The following is a 22,433-nucleotide window of genomic DNA, read 5'->3' on the forward strand; positions in this document are numbered from 1 at the left end:
TTAGATTATATCTGATATTACTCAAAGCTTAATTTTCCTTTACGGTAGAACTTAACAGCCAAATAACTTATTTTACCAGCAAAAATGTCTAATTCCGCTACCAGCAAGCTTCCGTTCTCGCTCTCGGAAACAGAGCTAGAAACACTCCGAAAAAACACGGAGATCTTCGAGATGCCCGCAAAAACAAAGCTTATCACCGCCGGCATGCCCGTACGGTATCTGTACTTTGTGGAAAGCGGATGCGTCCGGGGCTATCGCTACCATGAGGGCAAGTTGCTGGTCGAATACTTGTCGGGCGAGAGTGATTTTTTTACCGATGCCAAGGTGTTTTTTTCCGGAGGGGTTTCATCGCATGATTTTGAGACTATCACGGATTGTCGTCTGCGGAAAATCTCTTTGGAGCTGTTGGAAACCATAAAACTCACCGACCCTCGGTGGGAAACGACCATAGCACGCCTAAGCTCACAACATCTTGAATGCAAAATGGAACGGGTCCGGGACTTTCAGACCCTTACGGCCAAAGAGCGTTACCTGAAGTTTTTGGAACGCTCGCCGGACTTGGCGCAAAGCGCTTCTGTAGAGACGGTGGCGTCGTATCTGGGTATGGAACCGCAGTCGTTGAGCCGGATTCGCAGACAAATTTCTTCCTGATTCGGTGTTTTGGGCGGTTGGGCGTCCTTTCTAACAAATGTTATTTTTTGAGCCGTCGCCATTGGCGTTTTTAGTCCCAACCAATTCCTAAAACATGAAAAAATCATTGATTACCGGAGCCAATGGCCATCTGGGCTACAATCTCACCCGTTTGCTTTGCGACGAGGGACTAAGCGTAAAAGCGGGTATCCGGAATATGAAAAACCGGGAAGCGCTGGACAAGCTGGGTTGCGAAGTGGCGCATGTCGATATTATGGACAAAGATTCCATGTCCCGAGCTTTCGAAGGCGTGAGCGATGTGTACGCCGTGGGCGCCGCTTTCAGAATGTGGGCCAAAAATCCCAAGAAAGAAATTTATGACAAGAACGTAGCCGGCACGCGTCTGCTTTTCGAGACGGCCCGCAGTTGTGGCGTGCGCAATATTGTCTATATCAGCTCCATCGCCGCGCTTGATTTCAGCAGGTTGCCCGCCCGCGAGGCGAACGGCTACAACAAGGACCGGCGCAATTGGTACTACAATTCCAAAAACGACTCCGACAAACTGGCCTTGGAGCTGGGGAGGAAGTTCGGTATCCGGACCGTTGTGCTTTTGCCTTCGACGATGATCGGCGGAGAAGTCCATAAGCTGAGCTATTCCAACAAGCTGGTGTGGCAGATAGTCTCTGGCGAAGTGCCGGTTGACACCAATATCAGCGTTAATTGGATCGACGTGCGGGACGTGGCTCTGGCCTGTCTGGAAGCGATGCGCAATGGCCGTAACGGAGAGCGTTATATTTTGGCCAATGAGAAACACACCACCATTCAGGACAGCATCCGGGTAGCCCGCAAGCTTTATCCGGAGGCGGGTATTCCCCTTCCGAAAAAACTGCCCAAGCCGATGCTTTACGGCATAGCCACGCTGATGGAACTCGGCAGTAAGCTGACCGGAAAGGAGCCTCTCCTTCAGCGGGAATATCTGGATATGTTTTACGGCCTGAAGCAGGATTTCGACATCAGCAAAGCCCGGAAAGAGCTGGACTTCCGCCCCACTCCGTCAAATGTGGCGCTGAGAAACGCCTTGCGATATCTGAAAGAAGACTGGAAAGGAGCGGTGGTGTAGATTGATCGGGGGAAATACGCTGGGAATTGTCGGCGATCACACCGACAATTTCCAACGCCTGTGGCTCCAAAGCCAAAGTGACGGATGCGTTTCGATATCCTTTTCCAGAAATTGGCTATAATCCGAGACAATCTGCGCTTTGGTTTTGGACTTAACAGCGTCATCAATCCACTTGAATTCAATTTCGTAAGCTCCCTTACCGCTTTTTTTCATACTTGGATAGAGAATCACCTGCTCCGTTTTTCGGGCTATCCGCTCCGCTCCTTCTAAAAACGCCGTCTGGATTTTCATAAAATCCACCCATAGTTTCGATCCGTGTTGGGTTGGGCTTTGGTCGCCCACCACAATGTAGATTGTGGGCGTGTTCTCTCTTTTGTTTTGCAGGATCGTCTTGTAGCAACGTCCGGACTCCACGCAATCCACCCCAAAACGCCCGCGAATCAGGCGCATCAGTTGGTCGAAATACCCATTTGATAAGGGCTGGTAGATAGTGGTGACCTTGTAGGGCAGAATTTCGGGCAAAATCGACAACCACTCCCAGTTTCCGTAATGCGCCGTGTAAAGGATGACGCTTTTGTTTTCCTGATGAATCTTGTCGATGATGTTCAGGTTCTTTATTTTGACCCGTTTTTGCATTTTTTTCTTGCTGATGGTTAGCCCTTTCAAAGCCTCAAAAATCAGGTCCATAAAGTGCCGGTAGAAGTTCTTTTCTATCGATACCAACTCGTCTTCCTTTTTGGCCGGGAACGCTTTGCGGAGGTTTTCCCGCACCACAAATCTTCTGTATCCGACAATATAGTACATGACGAAATACGACACTTTGGATATCGCGTACAGAAAAACCATCGGCAAAGCGGACAGCATATAAAAAGGCAAGAACTTGAATGCGTGCTTCTCTCTCATTTTGTAGGGTGCTCGGGTTTCCGGAAACGCTTTGTCCTATAAGTTGTTCCCTGTTTTCACTTTATAGTGTGATACCCAACATACGAATATCCCTCAACGAGATTCGTATAATATTTATATTTAGAGTATATGAAGCGAAAACTTTTGAGAGATGCTTTGGCAAGCTGCTATTAATGGAGCTTTAGGCTGGCTTTAGTGTGATTACGGCTCCGCCTTTAGGCGCTAAATTTATCCGAAGAGTTTTTCCCTTCTTCAGTATGATCGACTCCTTTTTGAAAGGTATAGTTTCTGTCCCTTTTGACAAATTGGACAAAGGGTTCAAAGGACGCAGGTCAATCTTTTCCCCTTCAAGATCATCCGAAAACAGCTCGGTTTGGTAAGTTTCGTTGTCCAGAAAGTCAGGATTTAATTCAATGGCTTTTGCTTCGCCTGCGTTTAGAATCCCGATATACCACTCCTGATTTTTGCGTCGGGCGATGATGGCCGTTTCCCCTATGCTCGATCCGGGCAACACCCGGGTTTCGTCCCAAACGGAAGGCACGTTTCGGATAAAGTCCAAGGCCGGTTTTACGCGCGGGTTGGTGAGAAGGAATTCCGGATTTTCCGCCAAACATTGGAAAGGCGAGTAAAAGCAAACCAATGTGGCCAACTGGTGAGCCCAAGTGGTTTCACCGGGCGCCGTAAGGGCCAGTGGCGTGTAGTCGGCGTGGCCGGCCACTAGGCGGGTAAACGGAAGCGCCGCGTTATGGCTGGCCGTGACGGGCCCCTCGCCCATTTTGTTGAGTTCCGTGCCGCGCACGCCTTCGCGGGTTACTTCGTTGGGGTAAGTCCGGTACTCGCCGGAGCTTTGTTGGCAACCGTGGAAGTTGACCATCAGTTGGTGTTCGGCGGCTTTGCGGAGCAGGGTTTCGTCAAAATCGATGATGGTCTTGGAGTGGCCGTTCATAAAGTCCACTTTTACGCCTACGGCGCCTATGGCTTTTACCGAGTCTAGAAAAGTAGACATGTCGACATAGTCGTTGGCCAGGTTACGGATCTCTTTGGAGTGTTTCCACAGGAACAGTTTTACGCCTTTTTCCTCGGCGTGCCGGGCCAGCTTTCTGGCCGATTCCCATTTGTTTGGCCAGCTTTCCCAGCCGTCGTCCACCATCGTGTATTCCAAGCCGAGGGCGTGGGCCTTGTCCACCATCGCCCATTCGTCTTCGAAGCTAGCCTCGTTGCCCGACCACCAAAACCAAGCGGCTTTGCCGGGCTTTATCCAAGCCTTGTCGGCGAAAAGTCGGCTGTCAGGTGCGGGGTTTAATGCGGGGATAAAAGTGTTGTTGACCAAGTCGTTGAGATCATCGGCCAAGGCGACGCACCGCCACGGGGTTTGGATGTTCCCTTTCGCTTTGAAGCCTTTTTTTCCTTCCGAAAAGTCCGCCGTGAGCGTACGATTGCCAACGGCCTTTAGGCGAAGACCGCTATAATCAAACAAGTCGGCCTCGGCCAAAAGGGCGTATCCGCCTCCGGGCAACTCGCAAGTCAGGGTTAGGCCCTGCACCGGGCCGTTTTTGGAGACTTTCGGCATCTTTTCGATGTCGGCTCGGAGCCAAGTGCCGGCGTGGGAGCGCAATTTCCAATCGCTTTCCCTTTCGAAGTACCAGACTTTCGTCTTTGCCGGTAGCCGGAAAGCGCTGGCCTCGCCTCCTATGGTTGATGTTCCTTTTGCGGGAATATCGTAGCGGAAAGCGACGCCTTCTGGTGAGACTTTGAATGTTACGTTCCAAAGTCGCCTGTCGTTTTCCCGAAGTTGGAAAACGCCTTCGGTACCGTTGTATTTGGCGCTGTCTTTTACGCCGAGCAACGGAAACGCGAAGGATTCCTGCCGAAGAGACAAATCGCCGATTTCGGTATTCTCGCCAAGGTTTTTTCCGTTTATCGAAATACCTAAACGAGCGGTGTCGATAACGGTTTGTTTCGCTTTCCGCACTATATAACCCAAGTGGCCGGAAGCGTCCATGAGCAATTCGACGCTTATATTTCCGTGAGTGATTTCATGTTTTTGTTGGCAACCGCTCCCTGTGGCTAGCGCAAGGAGGAAGGCAAAAAATAGAGTCAGGTTCTTTTTCATAGTCAACAGTATTGCGAAGCTGTTCGCTCCGTGATTTTCGCCACAAAAGTTGTCTGGCGTCTGCTATTATTGACCGGAAAGAGCTTTTTGTCCCTCTATTTACTCGGGAAGTAGGGAGAATTCGGGTTTCAAAGAAATGGAACTTGCGTTACGCTGGATAATAGATGTTATCGATTTAGTTAAAAAGTACTTTGGTGCTTTTTCGATTTTACCAAGTTCTGTATTATTTCATTTAGTTGTTTTTTTTCATATTCATCTGCCAACTTAATTCTTTTGCAGGTGTTTGTCCAAATTGAATATTCTTGCTTTAATTGAAAGAAGTCTATGTCAAATGTCCATAGGAAATATATATCAGCAGTTTTATTTCTTGTGCCGTAGGTGATATAGTTCTCATTTATTTTAAATTCAGAGTAACCACAGGAATTTTTTTGAAGAGGTGTAATTAGGGTTTACTGAAAAAGTAAAAACCACAAGATTATCAGTGGATTAGGTAGCTTGTTTCCCTTTCCAAAGCACAGGGAATATTCGTAAATTGGCCTTAGAAAGGACTGAGAGCATTTTTTCCCTTGCACCTATGATCAAGACAAGTTCCTCGCAATTGAGTATAGAAGGTTTTTTGGACCCGGAAATAGGGCGCCTTAACCCGGAAAACAGATGGGTGAAGTTGGCCAACTCCATCCCCTGGGCGGAATTGGGTTTGGTCTACGAATCGAAAATGTCGACGGGCAAGGGCAGTCCGTGCAAACCGGCCCGGCTGGTCATCGGCGCGCTGATCGTGAAGCATAAGCTGAACGTTTCGGACGCCGAGGCGATAGAACAAATCAAAGAAAATCCGTATCTCCAGTATTTCGTGGGACTCGGCTCGTTCACCACGGAAAAGGCCTTTGACCCTTCGCTGTTCACGACGGTCCGCAAGCGGCTCGGGTACGGGGATTTTAACAGGATGAGTTCGCTTTTGCAACACGAGGGGATCCGTATTGCGGAGGGCGATCGGGATGAAGGGTCCAAAGACGGGCATTCCGGGGACGCCGAAGATGACAAGCGGGTTGTCTCCTGCGACGCGACGGTGGCGCCGCAAGAGATTCCATACCCCACGGACCTTGGGCTGTTGGCTACGGCGAGGGTGCAGTCGGAGAAAATCATCGACCTCCTTTGGCCCGTCGCCAGGGATTCCGGTTTATCCAAAAAGCCCCGGACTTACCGGGATAAAGCCCATAGGGAATATGTCGGGGCGACGAGAAAAAAGAGGAAAGGAGCCGAATTCTGGCGCGTGTGCGCACGCCGACAGCTGAATTATCTGGAACGGAACCTACGGCATATCGACAGCCTCATAGAGGCCAACAAGGGCGTTATACGCCTAAAAAGCAGGTTTTTGAAGATTCTGATGGTGCTTCACGAAATCGCCAGGCAACAGTCGCTCATGCTGGAGACCGGTGCCAACAGGGTGGACGGCCGCATCGTGAACGTCTTCCAGCCCCATGTCCGGCCGATAGTCCGGGGCAAAAACGGAAGCGACACCGAGTTCGGCGCCAAATTGTCCGTAAGCCTTCACGAAGGCTATTCCTATCTGGACAAGGCGCAATGGGACGCTTACTACGAGGGTGACGCGGAAGTGATCCGCGGGCACATCGACAGTTTCGGGGAGAGAAACCCGGAAATGAAGCTCGGCAAATTCGTCGGGGACAAGATTTACGGAAACAGGAACGCCCGGCAGACCATGTCCGGCGCGGGTGTGGAATTCGTGGGCTCCCCGTTGGGAAGGCCTCCCTCAAGTCCCGAAAAAATCAGGGAACGCAAGGAAAACCGGGCGCTTCACCAACGGCACCGAAGCAGGGCGGAAGGAAAATTCGGGGAAGTGAAACGGGGACTCGGATTGGACAAAATACAGGCAAGGAGAGCGGACACTTCGCTTTCATGGATCGCCTGCATTTTCTTCGTGGCCAACTTGAAAAGATTTCAGAGCGAAATCTTTTTTGACCTTGTTTTCTTGAGCTGGAAATACGGGATATGGCTTCAAGACGGCGAAAAGAAACAGGAAAAGACTGTCTGGCAAAATATCCTAGCTGGGTAGCCCTCTGGGCTTTTTCAGTAAACCCTAATTACATAGATTTTTTGTTGTTGCGATAAACCTTTGAAGCTCTTATTGACTCTAATTTTAACTCGCAACACTTTTTCGGTTTTCAGTACGTGTTTAGCACACTCTGATCGATCAAAAGGATCTTGATTGATCTTCAGAATAGATTCATTGGTAATTATTTTCGCAATGCTTAAAGTGTCTATACCTATCACCTTCCCTTGGAAGACACAATCAGAAATTTCAAATGAATTTATTACGGTTTCTTTCAGCGTATCGCAAAGGCATTCTGTTTTGAACCCACATTCGTCATTTTGAGCGGATGCGACACTAATTATAAGGTGGAATAAGGTTGTTATTGTCCAGCATTTCATTTTTATAGCGATTTTAGATTCGATGGTCCTGGCTGTTTTAAAGTTTTGTGTTGATTCATAGTTGCTTATCTTGGCAAGCAAGATACGCCTTAAACGTATTTGCGATGAAGTTTTACGAAAAAGAAGTCAACCGGATAAAAAAGTCATGCTTTTCCAATCGCCGACAAGTCGAAACGGTAAGGAGGCTTAGGCGATATATCGAACTTAATTATGGCGAAGAGCTTTGTCTTGAGAGTATGTCCAGGGCTAGCTACGTGTCAAAATTTCATCTGCTGAGGCTTTTTAAGAAACTCTACGGGCGAACTCCGAACCAATACCTTACGGAAATCAGGATGGAAAAAGCCAAAGAATTTTTGGCGAAAGGAATGTCGGCTACGGACGCCTGTTTCGCGGTGGGTTTTGACAGTTTGGGCTCGTTTGGGGTATTGTTCAAACGGAAAACGGGATTTTCGCCCGCCCAATACCGGAAAAGCAATTTTCGAGAAGATTAGCCAAGTTAGAATTTCAACCTTCACGTAATATTGAACTAAACCTGACAGACATGAAGATAAGCATACTGAGTATCCCCGTGCGGGACCAAGAAAAGGCCTTTAGGTTTTATACCGAAAAGTTGGGGTTTGTAAAGAAAATCGATATGCCTTTGGAAGACGGAAACCGCTGGCTTACGCTCGTGGCCGAAGAGGACCAAATGGGCCCTGAACTTTTGTTGGAACCGTCGGCAAAGGATTTTGAGCCTACCAAAGTATATCAGAAAGCGTTGTATGAGGCGGGTATTCCCGTTACCCAATTTAACGTAAAGAGCGTGCGGGACGAGTACGAAAGGCTATTGCCCCTTGGCGTGAAGTTCAGCGTAGAGCCAACGGAAATGGGCACGGCGGTGATTGCGGTATTTGATGATACATGCGGGAATTATATCCAGATTGTGGAGGTCATATAAAAAATAAGGCTGGTGGAGATTTCCGCCAGCCTTTCTGTTCAACTCATCGTCCTTGCTCATTGAGCAGGCCTGTGTATTTTTTGATGTATTTGAGAATCGTGTAAGCTATTCCCGAAGCTACGGTGCCGATAAGCAGCCAGTCGATTTCGGTGCGTAGCGTTCCGTTGACGGCGTATTCGGCGGAAGCCTCGAAGATGAAGAACACGAGGAAGAGCGCGAAGAATCCGTTCTTTTCCTTTTTCAGCACTTTCTTCCAGCTGAATGGTGTGTCCGGGCTCTTGTAGCGGAAAGAAGTAGGGAGAAAAGGCGCCGTTTTCGATGCCCAATCAAGGTAATGTTGTCCGAATTTTTTTCTTAGGAAATTCTCTTCCGCAAAGACAATCCGCTCGTAGTAAATCCAGAATGTCAGCGAAAAAATAGCGATAAACCACACGTTTCCGGTCAGCATCGCTACGCCGAGCCACATCAGGTAGTTGCCCAGATACAGCGGGTTGCGAATCAGCGAATACATTCCGGTGGTGTTTAGGGAGTCGGCCACTTGGCCTTGGTCGGTGTTTCGACCCGAGGTGTTTTTCGGTGTGTAGCCCACGGTAAAAGCCCTGATGACTAAGCCCAGCATACCAACCACAAACGCCATCGATTCCAGTATTCCCGATAACATTGATTGTGGATGGTGAGAAACGTAGGTGTGTTCTTGGTAAAGCTTGATAAGAATACCGGAAACCAACAATAGCAACGGCAGATTGCTTCTGTGTTTGAACAAGAACGCACCTTGCGAGTTCAACTCTTCTTGTAACGCCATATAGATATATGTTTTGAGTGATTGCCTTGTCCTTTCACTGGAGGTTTGGCCTTTTCGTGTAATTTGGGCTTACCGTTAGGCTTTCCGAATTGGCTTTGCTTCCCGAAAAAAGGATAGGCGAATTAGAATATATTCTGACGAATAAAATCAGTCGCCAATATTTCCATAAAAACTGAAGAGAATCTGTATTCGGTTGGGAATAAGTGTTTTGTTGATATTAGGGGGGCGTGGTTTTCTGAGGAAGTGTAGTTGAAAAAGAAATGTGGTGAAAATAAAAAACCAAGACTTCCGTAGTGCTGGAAGTCTTGGTTAAGTTGATTGTGAGAGTTGGCTTGATTATCTCATCACCTCAATTTTGGTGTCGGCGGTGAGTTTGAAGCTCAATTCATGGCCCTTAGGCAATACGTATGAGCCTTTTTTGCCCAAAGCAGCAACGCCCGCTCCGGCCGCCGCACCGGTCGCAGCGCCAATCAAAGTGCCTTTGGTCTTTTTGCCTCCTTTGCTTGAGAGGTTGCCTGCCAAACCGCCGACAATGGCTCCCGCCCCTACTTTGAGGAGGGTTTTGCCTGTTTTGTTCTTGCCTTCGAAATACAATGGCGCACTGGCAAGGCTGTGGTTCTTCCCTTCGAAAGCGATGCTCTGAAGCTCGATTTCGATAAACGATTTTCCACCCATTTTCTTCTCGTTCTGGACTTTTGTAACCTTTCCTTTGACGGTTGCGCCAGCCGGGATTACCTCATTGTCCGAGAGGGTGATTTTTTTTGTGGTTTTGGCCGAGAACAGTTGCCCGACGGTTTTTGTAGCTGTTGAGACTTCCTCAGTCAAAGCGACATTAACCGCCTCTCCCGATTTGAGCGTAAGCGTTTTCTTTTGTTTTACCGGCTTTTTAGGCTCTTCCTTTACGGGCTTTTCCGCCGGTTTTTCAGGTTTAGGTTGCGGTTTTGGCGTTGGCTTCGGTTTGGCCGGTGCCTTAGGCTTTTTGGCTTCGGCTACAGGCTTGGCTTCTTTTTCAGCTGGCTTCTCAGGCTCTTTCTCTGGAGTTTCTTCTTCGGCTACGGGTTGCTCAGTGGCCGGTTGTTCGGTTTCGTTAGTTGAGTTTTTCTTTTGGCAAGCGCCCAAAGCAAAACTTACGAAAGCGACCAATAATAATGCGCGCAATGTCGATGACAGGCTTTTTGATGTTTTCATGGTGATACTAAGATCGTTCGCCAGTTTACGATTTTAAGGTTTTAACTTGGAAAAGTTTAATGTTATTCTGTGACTTTCAAATATTTAAGTCTAGATTAATCCTTTTTCGATATGCTGGCGAATCCTTTGTTTATATTGAAAATTAGTTACTTGAAATTGTTTTGTAAGTAATTGTTTTACATGTAGTTGGGTGTTTTTTCACCTTGGTTAAGGAGTGCTAAAAAGATAAGTTCCATTAAAGAAACACGCACAAATCTAAGTCAAATTATGGGAGAGTGTAATAATATTTCTGTTCAAATGCCTTATTCTTCATATATTTAAAATGTAATTTGGAATAACAATGTTTAAGTTGGGGTTTAGGCCTCGTTGATAAATTGTGTTTGCTAGAATGTGTTATTGAATGATATATTTCAGGATATGATAAGAGATGAATTAAAAGGGCTCTTGGGTTTTATCGAAAAAGCGGAGGGTCTGAAAAGGGAGATGAGGCACAGTTGGTTGTCTGACAGGCGTCGGGAGAGTGTGGCTGAGCATACTTGGAGAATGTCGTTGATGGCGATTATGCTCAAGGATAAATTGAGCGTGGACGTTAACTTGGAGAAGGTGCTGAAGATGGTCATTGTTCATGATTTGGTAGAAATTGAGGCCGGTGACGTTTCCGCTTTGGATCAGCTTCGGGATCCCGCTATTAGGGAAAATAAGGCTAAAAAAGAACTTGCTGCTATCGAGAATATCAGGACGGAGCTTGGGCAGGGCTTGGGAGAAGAATTCTACAGGCTTTGGATGGAATTTGAAGAAAGGGAAACGAACGAGGCCAAATTTTCGAACGCTTTGGACAAATTGGAAGTCCAGATTCAGCATAACCAGGCTCCACTTGACACTTGGGAAGAGATTGAGTTTGAGATGCTGTATATGATGGACAAACACGTGGCTTTTGATGAGAATCTTCGCTTGTTCAAAGACGAAATAGTGAGAGAGGCTGAGGACAAGATGAAACATCAAGGAATCATTTCTGAGAAGTACAGGCCAAAATCAGCAGACGAATAATAATCTGGATAAGGATAGCCCTTGAAAAGAAAGTTAATGGGAGTGCTAGGAAGGATTTATGGCTTTGAATAATTAAATTTTTTTCATTGTTGGATAGTGCGTTATGTGTGTTTTAGAGTAAGGGCTTTTTTGAAAAATAAGAACGCTTATACCGCGCGTTTTTCTTTTCCGAATCTTTTCAATTCTGTTAAATTCAGAGAGTTATGGATACGTCCATGTTATGGAGAATGAATACTGTCATAACAGTCGTTTTTATGGGAATTGAGACAGTATTCGGCACTTTTACTTTTTGTAGTAATCGGGCCGAGAGATCGAATCAGGTCTCGTTATTGATATTTTTTGATATTTGATTTCTTGTTTTTTGCCATAGAGATTGTCCTGAAATGATTCTTTGATTGGTTAGGGTGCTAAAAATCCTAAATAATTGGCTTTATATTAAAATAAGTAGTAATGGTTGTGGTGTAAATAATAAATAACATAGTGTTTATTTATTGTTGTGTATGAATTTATTTATATGGTTTTCAAAATAAAATCATATTACTTTTTATATAGATAAAAACATGTAATATTATTGATGTGTTTGTCAATGGAATATATCCTTTGAAATGTATTCTGGTTATAATTGTTTTTTTCTATAAAGTACAATTTTGCTTCATGAATAAATTCTTTACTCTAGCCTTAGCTTTATTGGTTTCGGGGCATTTTTCTACCGCCCAAAACCAAAAAATATCCTCTCCTAGAATCTACCGTGACTCGGCGGACGTATTGTATTGGAATAAGAAAATTCCGGTGTACGTACGTCTTTCCTCTACTCCTGACGGTGTGGGGGAACTGTTGAAAAAAGAAGATATGAGCAAGCCTTCGCCGTATTATTTCGATACCGAGGGCCCGAACTATATTCGTACGCGTTGGGCTACCGACGCCCAAGGAAATACCATTTCTCCGAAGAAGGAAGTGCTTTGGCCGGTGGAAGCGGATGGCTTGCCTCCTGTAAGCAGGGCGAATTTCTTGTATTCGAAAAAACATGTTAGAGCGGAAAAGGTGTACTATGACGGATCCTTGCGGGTGAAACTGAGCGCCAGAGATGCGGTTTCTGGAGTGGATTCGGTAATGTACTCAATGGACGGCAACGAATACGGCTTGTATACAGGTGTGATTCCGGTACCGGCCCACGGTGATCACGTGTTGAGAATGTACGCAATAGACAAGGTGGGTAATACTGAAAAAGCCAAGAAAGGCGGTAACCGGAAGTTTTTTGTGGATACCGCTCCGCCAAAGACTACCCATAGCGTTAAAGGCCCCCACGTTGACAATATCCTTTCTCCGAAAGCGAAGATATTGTTGAATGGTACGGATCCGGATTCCGGTCTTAAGCGAATTGGTTACGGTTTGGGGACGGCTTCAGAAAGGAATTACATCCAGCCTATTTTGCTGGTAAGACAGCCTGAAGGAGATGAAAAACTGACTTACCACGGCGAAGACCATGTAGGCAACAAGGAAGCGAACAACACTTTTAATTTTTATCTGGACCGTACGGCGCCGGTTACGACATTTTCCTTTGATAAGGACGAATACGTGAGCCCGAAAAACTATCGTTTCGTTTCTGGGCGTAGTCAGTTAGCTCTCAGCGCTGAAGATAATAAAGCTGGTGTGGCGGGAACGACATTTATGCTGGACAGCGAACATGAGGAAGTCTACGGCCAGCCAGTTAAGGCGAAATACCTGTCGCAGGAGTTACATACGATGTATTTTTATTCTACTGACAAGGTTGAAAACAGGGAGAAGAACAAGAGGGTAAGCTTTTTCGTCGACAAGACTAAGCCCGTATTGGAATTTCGTACTTCTGGCCCTTCGGTGGAGCGCAAGGACACTGTGTTTGTGCGCAGTATCACAAAGGTACACTTAAAGGCTTCGGATCCGGGAAAAGTGGCGTCAGGCGTAAAGTCTGTGAATTATTTCGATAATGGCGAAGAACATAAATACGGTGGCCCGTTTTCGTTTGACGAACCTTATGCCCATAAGCTAAAGGTGGTGGTGACGGACCAGGTCAACAATGTGGATGATTTTTCGAAAACATATTTCGTGGACGACTTCGCTCCCGAGATCTTTTGCCACTTCAGCACGGAGCCTATTTCCGAAAAACTGTACCCGAACCATGTGGTGCTTTACCTTGCGGGCGAAGACAAACACGTGGGCAACGACCTTATTTATTACTCCATCAACGGTGACGCCGAGAAGCTTTATACCCACCCTATTAGGTATTTCAAAGCGGGTAAAAAGATCAGGATCAAAATCCGGGCATTGGATTACCTAGGTAATGAAGCCGTGAAAACGATTAAGTTTAGTACGGAAAAATAATATTTCCGCTTCTGTTTAATGACCGGGGCTCCTGGCTGTGCGTATATTTCAGGGATACGTATGGACAGGGCCCTTTTTTTTAATCCATAGTTCCGCACCAGGTTTTGTAGAATATCTCGCCGCAATCTTCTACACAGTGACCGTAAAAGACAAGGTCGCTGTTTTCATCGATTTTGAATTTGTGGGAGCCCGCCCATGGTATGTGCGAAGCCTTTTCCTTATCGTCAAATAGAATTACGATGTAGAGCTCCTTATCAAACTTGAACGTACCGCCTAGCTGTTCGTAAACCCCGTCGATTTTTGTGCGGTATGAGAAGGTTTTGTTTGATTGAAAGGTAACCATTTTGGAATATGTGGCCTGTCTGGTGGTAGTGGTTCCGCCATCGCTTGAAAATACAGTCTTGAGTCCCCAGTGACCGTAAAGTTCGGGAACGTCGAATCCGGGAATCTCTTCGGGAGGGTCGTTTTCAGAACATGCGAAAAGAAAAAATAACACAAGAAAAAATGTTGTTATGTTTCTCATAATTAGAGCTTTGTGTTTTGTGTGGGTAATGATAAAGAAAACGAAAACATTTGACAAGGGTGAATAAAAAAGTGTTTTTTTAAAGAATAAACTAAGGCTTTGACTTTTAAGCGGTCCCGTATTTTGTCCAAAGAAAAAAACCGATGATCGATCTTTTTACAAGGGTCGAATATCGGATTTTGGAATAGGCCGAACATTACAGCCGTTTGTTTAGCAGTATGCTGGCATCGGTAGCTTTTGAGAGCTGAACGAAATCCGTGTAAAGTATATTTGGGATAAAGCCGTTGGCGTTAGGTTGGATCTTGTCCATCTCTACGGCCAAATTGGCGTTTGCGGGCCTTGAATACCCCCAAACGTAAGTTACGGGTGTCAAGGTCCAAGAGAGCAGAAACATGTCGCAATCCGCCTTTCCGTTTTGGCTTCGGCCATTGTAATCCCTAAATTTCGCCAATTGGTCATTCTTCATGGCGTTGTAGTCGGTGGTGTTTGAGTATCGGTCAAAAACCACCAGATCGCCAGCTTGGGGATCGCCGGACTGCCAATCTCTGTAGGTATAAATGCCTGTTTCGGGTGCGTCTATAGAGAAGTTGCCGTCGCAGAGAATCAAGACTTTGCCTCCTTCTTCCAGAAAATCGTTCATGGTCAGATCCGCAAGCCGTGCGCCCGTTGGTTTTTCGAAGAAATATGGGCTTAGCGCACTTTTGATCTTTGCTTTCAAGTTAGCGTAAACATTGCCATTGAAATCTTTGAAGTGGGAGAATTTAAGGATAACAAGCTCTTGCGCTCCTTCGTCCATAAATTTTCTGACGTCGTTTAGCGTGGCGTCTACGGACGGGCCGGTTACGGGGCCGTGGTAGATTTCCATATCGGCGTTAGGCCTCAGGTCGAAGAACCTTACGCCTGCCTTAAGCTGTTCGTAAAGGTTTTTGTCTTGGGTTTGGCCCAAACTGGTCTCGTACATACCGGCGTCGTGCGAGCCGGGCATCACTACTTGTCCGAGCGTCCTGCCACCGATTATGGGCAGTAGGTCACGCATCCAATTACCGTGGTCGGTGAAGAGTCCGGCCGACGCCCAGATTCCTCCGGCAAGATCCTGCGATTGGTGAGTTTGTACAGCGTATTCGCCGTTAAAGGCTACGGACGGGTTTTGTCCGTCGTCGAAGTATTCGCTTCCGGAAGTCCACTCTATCGCGTCGCCATTTACTTTGCCGACCATTCTCCAGAGCGAGTTTTTCAACCCTTCTGAGCGGTGCGTCTCTACCAAGGTTCCGTCGTTGAGCAAGGCTACTGAGGGCGAGGATCCCGTTTGGTAAAACCTGGAAGGCCCCCAACTGATGTCGGAGCTGGACAATCGCCCGATATGGTAATAAAGCGTTCCCTTAGTTTCCGATTCGTGCACTTCCACCACCAGCCCGTTGTCATTAACGGCTATGGAAGGGTTTTTTCCCGTATCGTATTTTGAGTTGCGGTTCCAGCTGATCGTTCCGTTTCCGGTGTTCACTTTTCCGCTTCTGGCCCACAGTCCGAGGTTGCTTTGCGATTTGTGAACCTCCACAACGTCGCCCGAATTATTGACGGAAACCACAGGATCGCTACCCGAATCGTATTTGTGACTGTCACCCCATTGTACGGAATTTCCGCTAAACCTCCCGACCCTGTACCAAAGGCTGTTGGTGAATATGCTCGACGTTTTATGTACCTCGACTACGGTGCCGTTGTCGTTCAGATCCACTGACGGCACACGGCCAGTGTCATATTTCCGGCTGGAAGACCATTCGATGTGGTTGCCTTTGATTTTTCCGGTATGATACCAAATCGTATAACTGCTTCTGGATTGATGGACTTCTACGATATTTCCGTTTTTATCCATTCCCACATCGCTTTGGTAGCTGTTGCCGTCAAATTCAGTCGACAATCCGAATTGGATGTCTTTGTTTGTGGGACTGGGCGCTGGTAGGTTGGCCACGGATTGCGAGAAGGTCGGTTGGGAATCAGCCGAAGGGTCGTTGATTTCCATGTTGTTCTCATCACAACTCGAAAAAAGCGCCAAGAAGGCAAGAATCGCCGTGAAATAGTTTAGCTTTTTCATCGTGGTACATTTTATCGGGTTCGAGAAAATGGTCCATTTGGAATAGAACGACGAAGGAGGGTTTTAATTTTGAAAAAACGCATATATGGAAAAATTTGGGCGTAAAAAAAGCGATCGAGATTGTTCCCGGTCGCTTTGCGAGTGCTTATTGTTTTGAGAAAGTTAGTTTTTGACACACAAACTCAACACTTCCCTCAGTTTATCATTATCGCTTCTCAAGCCGTCTATCCAATGGATTTGTCGTCCCTCCCGTTCCATTTTCCTAAACCAGGTCATCTGCCTTTTGGCGAAGGCGTGGATGGCGGAATTGAGCTTCTGGAACATATCGTTGCGGTTTAGTTCGCCAGTGGCGAATTGGGTGACGAATTTGTATTCCAAACCGTAGAATTTCAGCTGTTCGGCCGTAAAACCTTTTTCTAACAAGTCTTCCACTTCCTCCACCATGCCGTTTGCCAAGCGGGCTTTGAGCCTTTCGGTGATGCGCTGTTTCAGGGTTTCCCGCTCAATCTGTATCCCGAATATCTTGTGATTTATCTCCGGAAAATCGTTGACGGCTTCTGGATGTGATTTCTGGTAGCTTTCGATCTCTATGGCCCGGATAATGCGGTCGCGGTTGACGCTGTCGGTGGTGTTGTGCACTTCGCGGAGGGTTTTGAGCCTATCCACCAGCTCTTCGTTTGAAAAGGTGGAAAGAAATGCGCGCAGTTCCGGATTCTCGGGTACCTCTACCAAGCGATAACCCTTCATCACGGATTCTATATACATGCCCGTCCCTCCGCAGAGTATAGGCGTATTGCCACGGCCGCAGATATCGGAGTACGCTTTGAGGCAATGTTTCTGGAATTCGAAAACATTATACTCGTAGCTGGGCTCCACGATGTCAATCAGGTGATAGGGTATTTTCAACCCGTCAACTTCGTATTCGTCCAAATCTTTTCCCGTACCGATATCCATGCCTCGGTACACTTGCCTGGAATCGGCGCTGATGATTTCGCCGTTGACCAGCGCGGCCAGTTTGGTGGCCAAGGCCGTCTTGCCCGAGGCCGTGGGGCCCAGTATCGTGATCAGGGTGTCTTTTTCGCTCATCCGTTGCTCCTCTTGCCCATTTTTGCGGATTTTTTCGTGAAAACGATTAATTTCTCCGCAATTTGGAAAATAATTCGGTTGTCTTGTCGATAGCAAAGTTAGAAAGTATCTTTGTCATTTGTTTGATAGTCAGGCATTCATTAGAATACGATGAGCGAGAAAATAACGCTGGAGGAGCTTAAGTCCTCTTTCCGAGACGTGATCGATTTCCCTAAGGAAGGGATTGTTTTCAAGGATATTACAACGGCTCTCAAGCGCCCGGAGATTTTCAGGCACTTGGTGGACGAGCTTTATGAGAAATACAAGGATTTGGGCATCACCAAAGTGGTAGGCATTGAGTCTAGGGGATTTATCCTCGGGGCGGCTTTGGCTTATCGCCTTGGCGCGGGCTTCGTGTTGGTGCGTAAGGAAGGGAAACTTCCGGCCGATACCCACAAGAAATCATACGCTTTGGAGTATGGTTCCGACACTATTGAAGTGCACAAGGACGCCATCGACAAAGGCGAGACCGTACTTGTACACGACGACTTGTTGGCTACCGGCGGTACGGCCGCGGCTACTTTGGACTTGATCAAAGTGTTCGAACCGAAGAAAGTCTACGCGAGTTTCATCATCGAATTGGCGTTCCTCAAAGGAAAAGACGCCTTGGGCGAGAGCGAGGAACTTGACATATTCTCGTTGGTGAGCTTCTAAAAAGCAGTTGTCCGAATAATGGATATTGGGAAAACGGACCGTTTCGGATTGGTCCGTTTTTCTTGTATATCCGGTTTTTTCGTCCTTTGGCGGGTGTGTCGGCTAAAAATCGGCCCTGCGCTATTGAATTTTTTAGCCAAATCCCTTTCTTGCCCTATAAGTGGTACAAAGTAAATAGTAAAGCCTAATGAGGTTAATTGGGATTTTGCGCAACCAATTGTGAGACAGGTTCTGTAGGGTTCTCTTTTTGCCAAACGGAAGTAAAATCTGCTTTACTGGGTGTACTTTATAGCCTTTGCCTTTATGCGGATACGATTAATACTGTGCGTTATATTGTTTTTGTCGGGATTTGCTCCCGTTTCCTTATTTGGACAGCTACGCTATATAAGTGAGGAAGAAGGCTTGCCCTCAAACCAAGTTTTGGACTTGCTCCAAGACTCACAAGGGTATTTATGGATAGCGACCAGCGACGGCGTATCGCGCTTCGACGGCGTGAAGCATCAGGCTTTTCTTTCCGGCAGGCCCGTGCAAGGGTTGGCCGAAGCCTCAGGGAAAATGATGCTGATGACCGAACGCGGGCTGTATTCGGTGGCGCTGGAAAGCGGAGCGTTGGATTCCCTCACCCAACAGGAAAGCATTAAGAGCCCGAACGCCCGCTTTGTGCTGGACAAAGGTTTTGAGGGAAAAGCCGTGGCCTTGGATACGGTAAAAGGAACTTGGGCTTTCGCCAAGGTTGAGGCTTTGGATTCGTGCAGAACAAAAGCTCTACGCGGACGTTCGGGACGTTTCGCCCGTGACGCCTCAGGCGGATGGTTGGCCGACGGCAAAGGCAGCCTGCTCCATTTTGACAATGCCGGGAATCTTCTCGAAACAGTCAGCCTGAAAGGCAAGGGCGTAATCAACGACATTGAGGCTGGCTTGGGCCGGGTATGGCTCGCTACCGGCTGGCAAGGGGTATGGGAATACCGCACGGAAACCGGACGCTGGAAACAGCTTTTGCCTAAGCGCTACCTAAGCTATTTCAGCAGAAGAGTGGAGCGCCTGATGCTCGACGACTCGGGTTGCCTTTGGGTAGGTACGGCCAGCCGGGGCGTGTTTGTATATGAGGTCCCCCGTTATGAAGGAACGTATCTGGTGTCTGCCGAAGCGAAAAACGGCGAGAGCTATATTAATTCCATTTGCGAAGACAAATACGGCAACGTCTGGGCGGGAAGCTCGGGTGGAGGCCTCAAGAAAATAGACAAAGCCAACGGCAAACTGATTGACATCCCCGGCTTTGCGCCAAACGTAGACGCCTTGGAAACCGTAGGCGACACGCTCTGGGTAGGTGGCCGTTTGGGTACGCTGGGACGGCTGTTGATAACCGGAAACACTTTCCGGCCTATCGCCAAAAACTTCTTTGAGGGCGAAGGGCTTTACCAAGTAAAAGCCGACGCTTTGGGAACGGTATGGGTAACGACCGTCCGAGGGCTGTACCGCCACAATGCCGAGCGGGACGAATTCGAATTCGTAAGGCCCGGACACCGTTTCGACTTTTTCCCCGGAAAGCCGTTCGTAAGCGTTTACGGCAACTTGGTGATAATGGGCGAAGACACCATTAGGCAAAACGACACCTATATTTCTTTTGTGGGAGGAGTTAGCAAGGGCGAACTGTTGTTGGGAACCAGCAACGGCCTCGGTGAGCTGAACCTCAAGTCGGGACGGGTGCGTTTTCTGGACGGCTCCGAGGCGCCTAAAGAGGTGGTCTCGGTAGTGAGGACCGAAGGCCCGAGCATCTGGGTGGGAACCAGACAGGACCTCTACCGCCTTGATACCGACGACAAGGCCTACTTCAGGTACACCTTTACGGACAGCTTTGACGGGCGATGCTTTAACCCCAAAACGGGAACGCGTGGAGCGGACGGCACCTTATGGTTCGGGACGAACGGCGGAGTTCTTAAGATTAGCGAAGACACGTCCGTAGCGGTATCGGGCCGGAAGTATAGGCTGGATTCGGAAATATTGGCCGAAGGCCGACGAATCGAAGCCCGGCTGAAGCTGTTATCGTTCAGAAGGCAGGAACAAAACCTTTACAGATATCGCTTGGCGGGCGTCGACTCCGCATGGAAAGAAGCCAGGGGCTTTGCCGTCACCGCCGTTTACGATAGCCTTCGGACTGGCGAATACACCTTCGAGGCGCAGGCTTGGGACGGCGAGGGATTCGGCAAATCGGACAAAATATCTTATACCTTTAAGGTAAAAGGCGGTGGCGACTCCATGGCCCTGATAGTGGGCGGTTGCGTTTTGCTGTTGTTGTCCGCTTTGGGCGGGTACCGGATGGTGTGGGCCGGCCAAAAGAAAAAGGAAAGAGAGAAAACCAAAGCGCAGACAAACCCTACGTCACAGGAACAAACAGAAAAACCGGTGGCGCAGGAAGAGGAAAGCGCCGCCGACGAGGATTTTGTACATAGGATAGACGAAATCCTTGAAAAGGAACTGGACAACGCCGAGTTCTCGCTCAACGACCTTTACAAGGCCCTTAACGTCAGCAAGTCCCACTGTTACCGGATAGTGAAACAGTGTACGGATATGTCGCCAAACGAGTATGTCCGGAACTATAGGCTCGACCGCGCGGCGCAGATGCTCAACCAAGGCAAGCTGAACGTAAACGAGGTGGCTTACGCTACGGGCTACAACAGCCCGTCATATTTCAGCAAGTGTTTTAAGGATAAGTTCGGCATTTCGCCTTCGAGTTACCTGAGAAACCTGGAAGCCGAAGGGGCCGGTGAGTCCCCGCGCATTTCCTGAGAAAGTTATTCGAGTCAGTGCGTTACCCCATCAAATAGGCATTTATTGGACCCGTCGGGCTTTCGCTGACGGGTTTTTTGTATCAGCAAAGTTTTTGGGCCCATGATTGACATGCCCGGGACTATGAGATTTCGCGTTTGTTTCCACTTTGGCGAACGTTGCGGTCAGGCAAACCGCACGGAATTTTAGCGTGTACAATTTTTATCACTAAACAGACACATTATGCACAACACTGCTGACGCGAAATTACGGACACCGTTGCTTTTCCTGCTCTTGGCTTGGTTGTCGTTCGCATGCTCCCCTACGGGGAAAAAGGGAGTCTCGGTTATGGACTTCGGAGCCGTAAACGACGGATCGGCCCTTACGTCCGAAGCCATACAGAAAGCCATAGACAAAGTAAGCGCCGACGGTGGCGGACAGGTAAACGTACCGGCGGGCACGTATCTTTCGGGCACTATTCTGCTTAAAGACGGCGTAACGCTCTTTTTGGAAAAGGGAGCCGAGATTATCGGAAGTAACTCCCTTAACGATTATACGAACATCGATCCCTTTACTGATGCCGTAGGCCAACAGCGCGGGCGGTGCCTGATAGGGGCCAAAGGGGCCAAGAACATCGCGCTGAAAGGCGAAGGGGCGGTAAACGGCCGTGGCGAGCGTATGGTCTACACCAAGAAGGGGCAACGCTCTATGCGTCCGTTCCTGATCCGGATCGTAGATTGTCAGAACGTGGAGCTGGACGGTATCGAGACCCGCAACTCGGCCGCTTGGAATATCCACGTGTTCCAGTCCTCCAAGGTAAGGCTCACCAACCTTCGAATCCTCTCGCAGTCGGAAGGCAACGGCGATGGCATCGACGTTGATTCCTCTAACGACGTGTACATCGGCGGGTGCGACATCAACGCTCACGACGACGCTATTTGCTTCAAAAGTACTAGCCCGCAGGCCTGCCGGGACGTGAAAGTGGAGAATTGCCGCCTTTCCAGCCGTTGGGGCGCCATTAAGTTCGGTACCGAGTCTATGGGCAATTTCGAAAACTTCGAGATCTCCGACTGCTATATCTACGACACCCACGGCGGCGGCATCAAGGTGCTGAGCGTGGACGGCTCCAACGTCAGCAATATCAACATCCACGATATTGAGATGAACGATGTGGACATGCCTATCTTCATGCGTCTGGGTGCCCGTTTGCGCACGTACCGCAACGCCGAGAAGCGCCCTGTCGGATCAATGTCGGGCGTAAGCATCAAGAACATCAAGATACACGGCAAGCGCTGGAAAAAGTGGAGAATGGAAGCGCCGGGCACTATCTTCATCACGGGGATAGAAGACGCCAAAATCAAGGATGTAAGCATCGAGAACGTGGACGCCGTGATGTATTTCAACAACAAGGCCGAGAAGGAAGAAGTGGTGTTGCCGGAAAATCGCGAGCGCTATCCCGAATTCATTTTCTTCGGAAAGAAACTGCCCGCTTACGGGGCCTATATCCGCCATGCCTCGGGCGTAACGCTCAAAAACGTCAAGCTGACCGTAAGAAACAACGACGAACGCTCCTTTGTGAAAGTGGTGGACGTGGACAACCTGAAACTGGATAACGTGCAGACGAACCTCGCGCCGGCCGAAGGCGTACAGCAGTACGTATTCAAGGACACCGCTTGCGTGAAAGGACACAAGCCTCTTCTTTCGAGCATGTAAGAGCTTCATTGGGGCTA

At 48.1% G+C, this 22,433-nt stretch carries 17 protein-coding genes; 10 read left to right on the forward strand and 7 right to left on the reverse strand.

The genetic code is table 11. The features are described from left to right. Nucleotides 1–84 precede the first annotated feature (84 nt). The gene (locus tag AABK39_RS00765; protein ID WP_338393035.1) at nt 85–651 is read left to right on the forward strand and encodes a Crp/Fnr family transcriptional regulator; all 567 of its coding nucleotides are present in this window, start codon (nt 85–87) and stop codon (nt 649–651) included. 94 nt (nt 652–745) lie between these two features. Then, nucleotides 746–1,750: an NAD-dependent epimerase/dehydratase family protein gene (locus AABK39_RS00770; RefSeq protein ID WP_338393036.1), complete on the forward strand. Its 1,005-nt coding sequence runs from the start codon at nt 746–748 to the stop codon at nt 1,748–1,750. A gap of 36 nt (nt 1,751–1,786) precedes the next feature. Here AABK39_RS00770 and AABK39_RS00775 read toward each other — a convergent pair whose 3' ends face one another. Continuing rightward, complete coding sequence (locus AABK39_RS00775; protein ID WP_338393037.1) at nt 1,787–2,653, reverse strand: lysophospholipid acyltransferase family protein; 867 nt, start codon at nt 2,651–2,653, stop codon at nt 1,787–1,789. Between the two features lie 181 nt (nt 2,654–2,834). Further along, nucleotides 2,835–4,766, reverse strand: coding sequence for a glycoside hydrolase family 97 protein (locus tag AABK39_RS00780; protein WP_338393038.1), 1,932 nt, complete (start codon nt 4,764–4,766; stop codon nt 2,835–2,837). A gap of 574 nt (nt 4,767–5,340) precedes the next feature. On the opposite strand from AABK39_RS00780, the gene AABK39_RS00785 reads away from it, so the two are divergent. The 3 genes from AABK39_RS00785 to AABK39_RS00795 all read left to right on the forward strand — a co-directional run bounded on the left by AABK39_RS00785 (nt 5,341) and on the right by AABK39_RS00795 (nt 8,151). Continuing rightward, on the forward strand, nt 5,341–6,837 hold the full coding sequence (locus AABK39_RS00785; protein ID WP_338393039.1) for an IS5 family transposase: 1,497 nt from the start codon (nt 5,341–5,343) through the stop codon (nt 6,835–6,837). Nucleotides 6,838–7,318: 481 nt separating this feature from the next. After that, entirely contained in the window at nt 7,319–7,705 is a 387-nt protein-coding gene (locus AABK39_RS00790) for an AraC family transcriptional regulator (RefSeq protein ID WP_338393040.1), read from the forward strand. A gap of 50 nt (nt 7,706–7,755) precedes the next feature. Beyond that, nucleotides 7,756–8,151 carry a VOC family protein gene (locus AABK39_RS00795; RefSeq protein WP_338393041.1) on the forward strand — a complete coding sequence of 132 codons (396 nt, stop codon included), beginning with the start codon at nt 7,756–7,758 and terminating at the stop codon, nt 8,149–8,151. 43 nt (nt 8,152–8,194) lie between these two features. Here AABK39_RS00795 and AABK39_RS00800 read toward each other — a convergent pair whose 3' ends face one another. Next, the gene (locus tag AABK39_RS00800) at nt 8,195–8,953 is read right to left on the reverse strand and encodes a methyltransferase family protein (protein WP_338393042.1); all 759 of its coding nucleotides are present in this window, start codon (nt 8,951–8,953) and stop codon (nt 8,195–8,197) included. Between the two features lie 336 nt (nt 8,954–9,289). Beyond that, on the reverse strand, nt 9,290–10,141 hold the full coding sequence (locus AABK39_RS00805) for a hypothetical protein (protein ID WP_338393043.1): 852 nt from the start codon (nt 10,139–10,141) through the stop codon (nt 9,290–9,292). Nucleotides 10,142–10,558: 417 nt separating this feature from the next. Between AABK39_RS00805 and AABK39_RS00810 the strand changes: the two genes are divergently transcribed. Together AABK39_RS00810 and AABK39_RS00815 are read left to right on the forward strand one after the other, a co-directional pair. Further along, a complete protein-coding gene (locus tag AABK39_RS00810; protein WP_338393044.1) occupies nt 10,559–11,188 on the forward strand; it encodes an HD domain-containing protein in 630 nt (209 codons plus the stop codon). A 654-nt stretch (nt 11,189–11,842) separates the two neighbouring features. After that, nucleotides 11,843–13,546 carry an OmpL47-type beta-barrel domain-containing protein gene (locus tag AABK39_RS00815; protein WP_338393045.1) on the forward strand — a complete coding sequence of 568 codons (1,704 nt, stop codon included), beginning with the start codon at nt 11,843–11,845 and terminating at the stop codon, nt 13,544–13,546. 79 nt (nt 13,547–13,625) lie between these two features. Here the strand turns inward: AABK39_RS00815 and AABK39_RS00820 are convergent, their stop codons facing one another. The 3 genes from AABK39_RS00820 to miaA form a co-directional block, all read right to left on the reverse strand. Further along, nucleotides 13,626–14,069, reverse strand: a complete 444-nt coding sequence (locus tag AABK39_RS00820) for a hypothetical protein (protein ID WP_338393046.1) — start codon at nt 14,067–14,069, stop codon at nt 13,626–13,628. A gap of 196 nt (nt 14,070–14,265) precedes the next feature. Further along, nucleotides 14,266–16,158 (reverse strand): PI-PLC domain-containing protein, encoded by a 1,893-nt coding sequence (locus AABK39_RS00825; RefSeq protein ID WP_338393047.1) that lies wholly within the window; start codon nt 16,156–16,158, stop codon nt 14,266–14,268. A gap of 162 nt (nt 16,159–16,320) precedes the next feature. Continuing rightward, nucleotides 16,321–17,244, reverse strand: a complete 924-nt coding sequence (gene miaA / locus AABK39_RS00830; RefSeq protein ID WP_338393048.1) for a tRNA (adenosine(37)-N6)-dimethylallyltransferase MiaA — start codon at nt 17,242–17,244, stop codon at nt 16,321–16,323. Between the two features lie 150 nt (nt 17,245–17,394). On the opposite strand from miaA, the gene AABK39_RS00835 reads away from it, so the two are divergent. The 3 genes from AABK39_RS00835 to AABK39_RS00845 all read left to right on the forward strand — a co-directional run bounded on the left by AABK39_RS00835 (nt 17,395) and on the right by AABK39_RS00845 (nt 22,416). Further along, nucleotides 17,395–17,937 carry an adenine phosphoribosyltransferase gene (locus AABK39_RS00835; protein WP_338393049.1) on the forward strand — a complete coding sequence of 181 codons (543 nt, stop codon included), beginning with the start codon at nt 17,395–17,397 and terminating at the stop codon, nt 17,935–17,937. 303 nt (nt 17,938–18,240) lie between these two features. Beyond that, nucleotides 18,241–20,724, forward strand: coding sequence for a helix-turn-helix domain-containing protein (locus tag AABK39_RS00840; RefSeq protein WP_338393050.1), 2,484 nt, complete (start codon nt 18,241–18,243; stop codon nt 20,722–20,724). Nucleotides 20,725–20,946: 222 nt separating this feature from the next. After that, nucleotides 20,947–22,416 carry a glycoside hydrolase family 28 protein gene (locus AABK39_RS00845; RefSeq protein ID WP_338393051.1) on the forward strand — a complete coding sequence of 490 codons (1,470 nt, stop codon included), beginning with the start codon at nt 20,947–20,949 and terminating at the stop codon, nt 22,414–22,416. Nucleotides 22,417–22,433: the final 17 nt, after the last annotated feature.

This window comes from Fulvitalea axinellae (assembly GCF_036492835.1).
GTDB lineage: Bacteria > Bacteroidota > Bacteroidia > Cytophagales > Cyclobacteriaceae > Fulvitalea > Fulvitalea axinellae.